The sequence below is a fragment of the Sulfurimonas sp. genome (assembly GCF_023229025.1).
GTDB lineage: Bacteria > Campylobacterota > Campylobacteria > Campylobacterales > Sulfurimonadaceae > Sulfurimonas.
This window is the reverse complement of sequence record NZ_JALOAA010000049.1, coordinates 1-10,461: the sequence shown is the minus strand read 5'-3', so window position 1 is coordinate 10,461 and position 10,461 is coordinate 1. Positions and strand designations below refer to the sequence as shown.

Genomic DNA, 10,461 nt, shown 5'->3' with positions numbered 1-10,461 from the left:
CCCATATTTTTTCTCAAATCCGCAGGGTCGATCTGCTTTATATCAATGCCATCGATTAGAATTTGACCTGAATCCGGCTCATAAAGACCTAGCATTAGTTTAAGGATTGTACTTTTTCCGGAACCAATCCTGCCTATTATAGCTACATGTTCACCCGCGGTAATTTTAAAAGATACGTTTTTAAGGACAAGCATATCGGTTAACGGATAAGAAAAAGTTACATCTATAAACTCAATATCTCCGCTAAAAGCCGGTTTTTCAACAAATTTTTTACCATTTGGTCTCTCACTGGGCTGAGATATAATCTCATTTAGCGTCTCATATGATGTTTTAGTATCCTCGTAGTTCGTAAGCAGTGCAGCGACTTGACCCATAGGAGCCAGCGTTCTTGATGTTAGTATCACTATGGCAATAAGCCCACCCATAGAGAGTTCAAACTCTTGAATCATATAAACGCCATAAACTATAATCATGACGGTATTTAACTGTATAAAAAATTGTGTTACGGTTGGAATAGAGGCTGATAAAAGACGAGATTTCAAGCTTTTGTTTGCTATCTCTCCGGTTGATTCTTCCCAGTTCCACTGAACTTGGTTTAAAGCACCAAGTGTTTTAAGTGTCTCAATATTGTTCAAAGATTCAATAAGAATAGAGTTCTTTTTCGCACTTGCCTCATGTGTTGCTTCTATGCTCTCTTGCAGGGGTTTTTTTATGAGCAGTGCATAAATTAGTATAAAAAATATCGTCACTATCGGGATAAGAACTATTCCGCCGCCTATATAAAATATCACAAGAAGGAAGATAATTGTAAATGGAAGGTCTATAACCGTAGCCATCGTTGCATTGGTCAAGAAACTTCTGATAGAGTCAAAATCTTTTATATTACTCGCAAATGAGCCGACTGAGGCAGGATGATGCGCCATTTTTAAGTCAAGTACTTTCTCAAATATAATAGATGACATGATGACATCACTCTTTTTTGCAGCGCTCTCAAGCAGATAAGTTCTTGTAAACTTTAAAAATGTGTCAATTACGTAGATTATTGTTACTCCTATGGCAAAGACCCACAATGTTTCAATCGCGTTATTTGGAACTACCCTGTCATAAACATTCATGGTAAAGAGCGGAGAGGCAAGAACAAAAAGATTTATAAGCAAAGAGGCATATAAAACGTCTTTGTATATAGGAATGGAGAGTTTTATAGTGCTCCAAAACCAATGTTTTTGGTTTAGATGCAGTGTTCTTGAGTTTTTATCGCTATATTCAAAAGCTTTTTTTATCATAAAGCCAAAACCGATATACTCATCTGCTAGGATATCTGCTTCAACCCACTGCTCAACCGCTTCTTCTGCCGGCATGACTATTTTAGCCATTTTTCCATCTTTACTAAAGCTGTCTAAGATACAAGCACCTTGATTTGAGAGAAGAAGAATCATAGGAAGTTGAAGAGGAGAAATTTGTGAAAAAGGTCTTTTTACAAGAGATGATTTGAGTCCGGCTTTTTCCGCTGCACGGGAAAATAATCCCTTTGCATTATCTATGGAGAAGAGTTCAGGCGCATCAGAACCGGGTTCAATAGGAAGACCGGCAGTAAGTGCCTCCGCAGAAAAGGGTTTGTGATAAAGTTTTGTAAAGAGAACCAAAGTGTCGAGCAAGGCATCCATTTTTAAGTTTTCAGTACTTGTTCGAAGCATTTAAAGCCTTTTAAAAATTACTGTTTTATTAATTTTTTTACTATTATATCTGCTCTATTATTCAATCTAATTGAGTTAATATCTTCATTGCTAAACATCGGAGCTTCATCTGCTTGAGCATGCGTTGCAATATTCGCCTCTAGAGCGCCGGCATTGATTAAGCTCTCTTTAATTGCCTGCGCTCTTTGCGCTGATAACAGGAGAATTTCCTCTTTGCTCATGCTCTCATCATCAACATTTCCCATAATATCAAATTTTAAATCCATCCACCCGTAAGACTCAAGCTGAGTAATTAGAGCCATTAACCTCTCTTGTGCCTCCTCCTCAAGTGTAGAGCTTTTTTTAACAAATATAAAACCGCTATATCTCTCTACTTCGACTAGCTCATCTAGGCTAAACTTACACCCATAAAGGTCTTTTATCGTATCAGGCAGCGAGTTGCTACATATATCTTTTTCATCAACAATGAGATCATTATCCATGTCGTATGAGATAGGAAGAGTGTCTCTATTTTGTGGGGATTTTCCATTTAACCCAACATTCGAGTATATGCTCTGGGTCTCTCCAAGAATAGTCGAAACAAGTACTCCCATGGCGTCTAATACTCTATATTTTGCAAAAAGTATGCTGTACTCTGTGTTTATAATCTGAGCTTTTGAGGCTATAAAATCATTTTGAGCAGATAATAGATCTAGTAGTGAGCGTCTGCCAAGGTCATACTCTTTTGAGTAGAGGCTCAGTGTCTGAACAGAGAATTTTTTATAGTCGTTTAAATGTTTTAGCTGAGTTGTGAGTTTTTCATTTGCAGACCATGCGAGGCTTAACCCCTCGATTACTTGACGTCTGAGGCTATTTTTTGTTTGAACCTCTTGGTGAATGGAGCTTACACTTTTTTGTAGTTGTGATTTGTCCGCAAAACCGTTAAAAAGATTATATTTTAGGTATAACATGGTTCTAAAATTGTCATATTTACCTTCAATTCCACTTAGGTTTTTATTGTTATTTTGCGATACTTCAAGATCAAGAGATGGGTAAAAAGGGGCTTTTTTTTCTTTGTATGTCGCTTGAGCAAGCTCAACATTGTGCTTCCCTACTAACATAGATGGATTGTTTTGCATGGCAAACTGTATTGCTTCTTCGATTGTAGCAGGAAGTGTTGCATTAAAAACAGGTCTGCTCATATCCTTTGACTCAGGGTACCTGCCTAAAACCCTTTGCATCGCATATACTGCATCTAAAAGATTGTTCTCTTGTACTATATAGTTTGATTTTGCAAGAGATAGCGCGGATTCGATTTTATTAACTTCGGAGAGTGTCGTAAGTCCGGCATTGTAAAGTTTTTGCACCTTTTGAAAGATTTCCGTATTTATCTCAATGTTCTCTTGTTCTATGTCTAAAAGTTCTCTGTTTTTAATTACCTGAAGATAAACGTTAACCATCTCAAATGATACATCATTTACACTCTCTATATAGCTATAAGCTGCCGAGGCTGTTCTGCTCTCTTGCTGCTGTACTCTATATGTCGTCTCAAAACCGTTAAATATATTTTGAGTCAATGAGAGCGAGTTCTGATAGACGCTGTAGTCAAAGTTCTCTTGCGTAGTCGCAGATTTGCCATCCTCCTGTCCAACACCAAGAATAAGGTCTAGTTTTGGGTAATAGTCTGCTTTAGCAGTAGTAATATCCTCTTTTGTTGCATTATAATTTTTTAGTTTTTCTAAAACTAGGGGGTTTGTAGATAAAGTTTCACTGATAATAGTTTTGAGATCTTGAGAGTAGAGAGCAGTTGTCACTAAAAGTGCCGTTACTATTTTTAACTTCATTAGTCAAAATACCTTAAATATTAAATTTTGTTATTTTGACGTGATTTTAGCAGAGTTAATAATTGTTGTCAAGATAATGTTATATTATATTAATTTGAACTGGCAATTTAGTTAAATAGGCTTTTATGATATAATCCTAACCCAAATAAAAATATAAAAGTGATTTATGTTCGCATCTGATATTGACTCCATCTTAAATAATAAAGATAAACTATTAACCCAAACCTATTTTGATCTGCAGAGATATTTTGAAAACAGATATGGACGAGATACCGTTGTTTTCATGGAGATAGGAACTTTTTTTGAAGTCTATGAAATAAACAATGATGATGAGCAGGTAGGTAAAGCAAAAGAGATAGCCGAACTTTTAAATATTCAGCTTACAAAAAAAAATAAAAATATAGTAGAAAATAGTGATAAAAACCCACTCTTAGCAGGTGTTCCAGCGGTCTCTTTTGATAGATATCTAAGTCGATTAATATCGGAGCAAAAATATACCGTTATTGTCGTAAAGCAAAAGACGGACTCTTTAGAGAAAGGAAATTCTCCAAAGATAAGCAGATACATCTCTCAAATTGTCTCTCCGGGGACTAATTTTGACTATATTATAGATAATGATGATAACTACATTGTCTCTATTTTAGTTGATAAGCATAAAGGGATATATGCCGTAGGATATAGTGCTATAGATGTAACAACGGGTAAAACTTGGCTTTATGAGAGTCATGGAACAAGTGAAGACCCCGCATATGCACTGGATGAGCTCTTTAACCTCCTAAACACATATCGCACCTCAGAAGTTGTCATAACCTTTTTAGAGGGGGTTGATGACCAGCGCCATGTTATGCACTACCTTGAGATTCCGGAGCATTACAACTATAGCGTTAATAACCAGAGGCTAAAAATCGAGTTTCAAAACAGGCTCTTTAGTGAGGTTTATCAGATTCAATCGCTCCTCTGTGCCATAGAGCATCTGGATTTAGAGAGAAATCCTATGATAACGGAGTCATTGGCAATTTTGATTAACTTTATCATTGAACATGATATTCACATAATTCAAAAACTGGATAATCCAAAAATAATAGACAACCGCCGTTTTATGTATCTTGGAAACAGTGCGCTTGAGCAGATGGGTGTAATATCAAGAGATAAAAAAGAGTTCACACTTCTTAAGATGCTTGATAAAAGTGCCACTGCAATAGGAAGAAGGCTTTTAAAAGAGAGGCTACTAAACCCGATTATAAAAAAAGAGGAGCTTGAGAGAAGATATGACTTAATTGAGAAGGTCTCATCTCACACAAGATATCTAGATGAGATAATGCGCGGCATATACGACCTTGAGAGACTCTCGCGCAGACTTGATTTAGGCAAACTTCATCCCTTTGAGATGAATCATATATATGAGTCTATGCTTAGCGTAAAAGAGCTTATGCTCTACGCCAAAAAACATAAGATTCAAAAAATTCCTTTTAGCGAGAGCGAAATTGATGAGTTTTTAAGAGATATAGAAAAAAGTATAGACCTTGATGTATCTCGTCGTTTTACAAATGCAACCGTTGATGAAAACTTTTTAATGAATGGTGTTGATGAAGCAATAGATACTTTGGTTAAAGAGAACAGAACTGTTCTTATTGCTTTTGAAGATATTATGCAAAAAATAGAGCTTATGCTTGATGGCGTAAATGCTCTTAGTTCAAACAAACTAGTTACTCTTGGGTTTTTAGAAAAAGAGGGCTATTACATATCTCTTAGTAAAAACAGATTTGCTATGATAGAGCTTGAGTTTAATAAACATGAAGAGTTTAAGGGATTTGTGGTTAAAAAACTTACTAATAGTGTGAAAATAACATCAAGCTTCACAGACGACCTCTCTGATTTGATGATGAAAAATCGTCGTAAAATAATCTCGCTTGCAAAAGATAGATTTATACAGCTTCAAGGTGTTTATGAGAGGAGATACTCCCTTTTGTTTGACCGTGTGATAAGTTACGTAGCAGATTTGGATGTTGGTGTTAGCTCCTCAAAAGTCGCCGAGATGTACAAACATGCAAGACCTATGATAGTAGATGTTAAGGATGATGAGAATTTTATGCAGATTATGCAGTTGCGTCACCCTCTTATAGAGATACAGGAGAGAAGCGGCATCTATGTTCCAAACGACATTGTTATGGGTGAACGCTCATATATGGACCTTCCGCATCCAAAAACAGTTATGCTTGACTCTTCGCTTCATGACGGACATGAGATAAACGGAGTACTCCTATATGGAATAAACTCCAGCGGAAAGTCATCTCTTATGAAGAGTATCGGACTTGCTACATTAATGGCTCAAGCAGGTTTTTTTGTAAGTGCTTCTGTTATGAAGTTCTCTCTTTTTAACTCACTATTTACTAGGATAGTCTCAAAAGATAATCTTGCCAAAGGGCTCTCGACTTTTGCAGTTGAAATGCTTGAGCTTAAAAATATTTTTAACCGTGCGACTGTTCGTTCCTTGATACTAGGAGATGAGATAAGCCATGGAACGGAGACGCTCTCAGGTGTTGCCATAGTCTCAAGTGCCATTATTAAACTGGCTAAGCTTCGCTCAATTTTTCTTTTTGCAACTCATCTTCATCAGCTCTCAACCATGAAAGAGATACGAGAGCTTAAGAATGTAGTAGATCTGCACTTAAGTGTTGAGTATGATGAAGCGATAGATAAGCTAATTTTTAACAGAGTTCTTCAAGCAGGAAGCGGTAGCAGTATATATGGGCTTGAATTTGCAAAATCACTTCACATGGATAGTGAATTTTTAGATACGGCAAATAAAATCAGAAAAAGATTGGCAAAAGATTTTGATGAGTTGGAACTTCTTGTAAAGAAAAAAACAAGTAAATACAACAAAGAGCTATATGTTACCAAATGCGTTATCTGCGGAGCGATGGCAGAAGATGTACACCATATAAACCATAAATCATTAGCGGATAGCAGCGGTTTTATAGAGCACTTTCACAAAGATACAAAACATAATCTTGTACCGTTATGTAAAGAACACCACAAGGCTATACATGACAAAAAGATAAAAATAGACGGTTTTGTCATGACCTCAAACGGCTTAGAGTTAAAGTATGAAGAGCAATTAAGTAAAAAAAGTGATAAAAAGGTTCTCAAACAAGAGAGTTCAAAAGGGTTTACTCTTGATAACTGGGATTAAATCGGCATAGTATAAAAAATAGTATAATTCACATTTAGTTAAAAAGATTAGGCAGAAGATGAAAATATTAGAACTTTTTAAATTTATGATAGAGCAAAAGAGTGAAACACCTTATGATGGTGGACTTTTAGACTTTATAGAGAGCTATTTGGACGATTTTAAAGCAGTACGCATAGATGTCAATGGTGTTAAAAATCTCTTTATATACAAAAAGTTTTGTGATGGAGAGCATCTCTGTTTTGCAGGGCATGTTGATGTTGTGCCTGCCGGAGAGGGTTGGGATAGTTATCCCTACAAAGCCACAGAGAGGGACGGCTATATCTACGGTCGTGGAACTCAAGATATGAAAAGCGGTGTTGCAGCATTTGTTCAAGCCGCAAAAGAGGTTAAAGACTTTAAAGGAACTCTCTCTTTATTATTGACCTCCGATGAGGAGGGAGAGGGGATTTACGGAACACTTGAGGTTTTAAAATATCTAAAAGAGAAATCTATGCTTCCTGATGTTGGAGTTGTTGCAGAGCCTACATGTGAGGAAGTGTTTGGTGACGCTATTAAGGTTGGCAGACGCGGCTCAATCAATGGGTACATAACCATAAAAGGCAAGCAAGGACATGCAGCATATCCCCAAAAAGCCATAAACCCGATAAATCTGCTTGCGCCAAGACTCTCAAGTATGGCAGGTGTTGATTTGGATAACGGAGATGAGTTTTTTGCGCCGAGCAAATTTGTTATTACAGATATTCGTGCGGGAATGCAGGTTACAAACGTGACTCCAAATGAACTTAAGATGATGTTTAATGTAAGAAATACTACCCTGACATCTCAAAAAGAGGTTAAAGAGTTTGTGGCTAAAAGTCTAGAGGGCTTAGATTATGAGCTAAAACTGACGCAAGGGTCATATCCGTTTAAAACGGATACAGATACAAAGCTCGTAAGAAACATAGACAGAGCAATAGAGAATATAACGGGCATAAAACCAAAGCACTCAACTGCAGGCGGGACTTCAGATGCAAGACATTTGGCTCCGTTTGGCGTTGATGTTGTGGAGTTTGGTGTAATAAATGATACAATTCATGCAGTAAATGAGAGAACTACGGCTAATGAAGTTGAGTCTCTTTATGAAGTATTTAAAAGTTTAATTAACATGTGGGAGTAAAAGATAATGAGACATTTAATTTTAATAATGGCTCTTTTGTTTAATCTTAGCGCCTTAGATTGGCCTAATGACTACGAAGAGGCGTTGGTTGATGCAAAAAAAGAGAACAAAGATATATATCTATTTATAGGTTCAGAGTATTGTAAATATTGTGAAAAGTTTGAAAAAGAGGTACTCTCTCAGGATGAGGTTATACAGAGGCTTAAAAAGAGTTATGTGCTTATTTATCTCTCAAGAGATATAGACGATATCCCAGAGGAGTTTGAGACAACTCCTGTTCCAAGACACTACTTCTTAACAAAAGACGGCAAAGTGATTTTGACGACGATTGGCGGTAGAAGCGTTGAGGGCTTTTATGATTTGCTAGATGAAGTAAAAGAGACAAAAGAGCTTTAAGCGGTAAACGTAGGTAGCGGAACTGTTTTTGATACTGTTATCAATAAAATTAAGGAGATAAATTAATGAAATTCGTACAAACAAACAAAGCACCATCGGCAATAGGACCATACTCCCAAGCGGTAGTAGCAAACGGTATGGTTTTTACATCGGGGCAGATTGCGCTTACACCAGAGGGTGTTATGTTAGAGAGTGATATAGTTATTCAGACAAAACAGGTTTTAAAAAATCTTCAAGCAGTTTTAGAGGAGGCGGGAGCTTCAATGAGCAGTGTTATAAAAACTACTATATTTTTAGACTCTATGGATGATTTTAGTGCAGTAAACGAGATATATGCAGAGGCTTTTGGCTCTCATAAGCCTGCCCGCTCAACAGTTGCGGTAAAAACACTTCCAAAAAACGCCTTAGTGGAGATTGATGCAATAGCGCTTGTTAAATGATAAGATTACTTCTTTTAATACTACCCGCTTTAGCTTCGGCAGAGAGTCTGAAATCAATTCTAGATTATGCACACCAAAACAACAATAGTGTGAAGTCTTCAAAATATATAAAAGAGGCAAAACTTCAAGAAGTAGAATCAAAAAAGAGCAACTACTTTCCAACGATAGATATCGGAGCATCATATACAAACACAAGTGATGCAACTCTTTTTCAATATAGAGATGTTTACTTGGGTTTTGGTAGGGCAGAGCTGGACATATATGACGGCGGAGCCAAATCAGCGCAGCTTCAAAAAGCAAAAGATGAGTTTTTATCAAGTTCACATGATGAGATAGAGTCAAAAAAGAGTCTATCTCTGCAGATTACTCAAGATTATTATAATATTTTAAGCATTATGGCAGACATTAGAGCAAAAGAGGATGCAAGAAAATCTCTACATGAGCAGCTAGAGAGGATAAAGCAGTTCTATGATGCAAAACTCGCTACAAAAGATGATATAGATAGACTTCATGCCTCTTATGAGAGAGTTGTTTATGAGATTGAGTCGCGTAACTTTGAGCTGCTTAGTGTTAAAAAAGCCATGGAGTTAAAAGTCGGCAAAGAGATAGAGAGTTTTGAGAAATCGACTTTTAAAGAGATAGAGTTATCTGATATTGAACTTCAAGATAGTGTTAAATCTCTTATCTATAAAGAGCGCGCGCTTAAAAAGAGTGCCGATTCGATTGAGAGTATTTACTATCCAAATATAAAACTAGAAGATACATATACCATTTATGACTATAGCAATGAAGCAGATGCAAACCCCTTAAAAATAGATAGACAAAATGTGCTTATGCTAACTCTTAACATGAGAATTTTTGATTATGGGGCTACAAAAGAGGCTAGGGAGTCGCTTCTTTTAAGCGCAAAAGCTCTTAATGAAGAGATAAGGTATATGTCAAAAGAGCAGAAGATGCACTATGAACTCTCTATTGCAAGGCTAAATAGTCTTAAGACTAAGATTAAAAGTGCAAAAAGTGCTTTTACCTCCGCATCAAGCGCCTTTAAGACTATAAATGAGAAGTATATTGCGGGTATAGTTGATTATGTAATCTATCTAGATGCACTAAGTGCGAAAACCGAGGCAGATGCTCTTTATGAGAGTTCATTAAATGACCTGCAGATTGCATATGCAATGCTATACTACTACAGCGGTAACAATATAGAGGAGTTTATAGAGTGAAGAGAATATTATTTGGAGTGTTATTTACCCTACTTAGTTTAAATGCAGAGGAAGTTTATGCCAGTTTTTTTGTAGAGCCTCTTAAAGATGCAGAGTTAGCACTTCATGCGGGAGGCATAGTTAAGAAGGTACATGTAAACATCTCAAGTAACGTTAAAAAAGGGGATGTACTTATTGAGTTGGCAAACGATGATATACAAGCACTACTGAATATTGCAAAGTCTGAGTTGACAACAGCGGAGGTTGAGTATAAATACGCGCTAAGAGATTATGAGAGACAAGAGAAGGTGAAGCATCTTATTGATGAGGCAAAATTTGATGTTTATGCTCTTGCTTATGAAAAATCAAAAGCAGCGCTTGAGTTTGCAAAAGCAAATCTTGCTTACAGAGAAGCGCTTTATAGAAAAACTATACTTCTTGCTCCATTTGATGGTGTCGTATATGAAAAAAGTGTAGAAGTAGGGGATGTTGTAACAGAGATGTCGCCAAAAACAGTCTTAAAACTCCAGAGTAAAAGTGAGAGAAAGCTTGTTTTA

At 36.6% G+C, this 10,461-nt stretch carries 8 protein-coding genes; 6 read left to right on the top strand and 2 right to left on the bottom strand.

What is annotated here, in order from left to right; all coding sequences use genetic code 11:
• Together M0Q20_RS09945 and M0Q20_RS09940 are read right to left on the bottom strand one after the other, a co-directional pair.
• Window positions 1-1,694, bottom strand: a 1,694-nt coding sequence (locus M0Q20_RS09945; RefSeq protein ID WP_295061363.1) for an ABC transporter transmembrane domain-containing protein, incomplete at its 3' end; no start/stop codon positions are given.
• Between the two features lie 17 nt (window positions 1,695-1,711).
• Window positions 1,712-3,517, bottom strand: a complete 1,806-nt coding sequence (locus tag M0Q20_RS09940; RefSeq protein WP_295061359.1) for a TolC family outer membrane protein — start codon at window positions 3,515-3,517, stop codon at window positions 1,712-1,714.
• Between the two features lie 166 nt (window positions 3,518-3,683).
• On the opposite strand from M0Q20_RS09940, the gene M0Q20_RS09935 reads away from it, so the two are divergent.
• The 6 genes from M0Q20_RS09935 to M0Q20_RS09910 all read left to right on the top strand — a co-directional run.
• Window positions 3,684-6,710 (top strand): DNA mismatch repair protein, encoded by a 3,027-nt coding sequence (locus M0Q20_RS09935; protein WP_295061356.1) that lies wholly within the window; start codon window positions 3,684-3,686, stop codon window positions 6,708-6,710.
• Between the two features lie 58 nt (window positions 6,711-6,768).
• Window positions 6,769-7,866 (top strand): succinyl-diaminopimelate desuccinylase, encoded by a 1,098-nt coding sequence (dapE, locus tag M0Q20_RS09930; RefSeq protein WP_295061353.1) that lies wholly within the window; start codon window positions 6,769-6,771, stop codon window positions 7,864-7,866.
• Window positions 7,867-7,872: 6 nt separating this feature from the next.
• Entirely contained in the window at window positions 7,873-8,262 is a 390-nt protein-coding gene (locus tag M0Q20_RS09925) for a thioredoxin family protein (RefSeq protein ID WP_295061350.1), read from the top strand.
• 65 nt (window positions 8,263-8,327) lie between these two features.
• On the top strand, window positions 8,328-8,702 hold the full coding sequence (locus M0Q20_RS09920) for a RidA family protein (RefSeq protein WP_295061347.1): 375 nt from the start codon (window positions 8,328-8,330) through the stop codon (window positions 8,700-8,702).
• Window positions 8,699-9,925 (top strand): TolC family protein, encoded by a 1,227-nt coding sequence (locus M0Q20_RS09915; RefSeq protein WP_295061344.1) that lies wholly within the window; start codon window positions 8,699-8,701, stop codon window positions 9,923-9,925. Before M0Q20_RS09920 ends, M0Q20_RS09915 begins: the two co-directional genes overlap by 4 nt.
• The coding region (locus M0Q20_RS09910; RefSeq protein WP_295061341.1) for an efflux transporter periplasmic adaptor subunit at window positions 9,922-10,461 on the top strand (540 nt) is incomplete at its 3' end. The genes M0Q20_RS09915 and M0Q20_RS09910, both read left to right, overlap by 4 nt.

What these genes read in the sequence shown, in the direction of transcription:
- M0Q20_RS09920 (WP_295061347.1), top strand. Translation starts at nt 8,328, where the DNA reads ATGAAATTCGTACAAACAAACAAAGCACCATCGGCAATAGGACCATAC.
- M0Q20_RS09915 (WP_295061344.1), top strand. Translation starts at nt 8,699, where the DNA reads ATGATAAGATTACTTCTTTTAATACTACCCGCTTTAGCTTCGGCAGAG.
- dapE (WP_295061353.1), top strand. Translation starts at nt 6,769, where the DNA reads ATGAAAATATTAGAACTTTTTAAATTTATGATAGAGCAAAAGAGTGAA.
- M0Q20_RS09940 (WP_295061359.1), bottom strand. Translation starts at nt 3,517, where the DNA reads ATGAAGTTAAAAATAGTAACGGCACTTTTAGTGACAACTGCTCTCTAC.
- M0Q20_RS09935 (WP_295061356.1), top strand. Translation starts at nt 3,684, where the DNA reads ATGTTCGCATCTGATATTGACTCCATCTTAAATAATAAAGATAAACTA.
- M0Q20_RS09925 (WP_295061350.1), top strand. Translation starts at nt 7,873, where the DNA reads ATGAGACATTTAATTTTAATAATGGCTCTTTTGTTTAATCTTAGCGCC.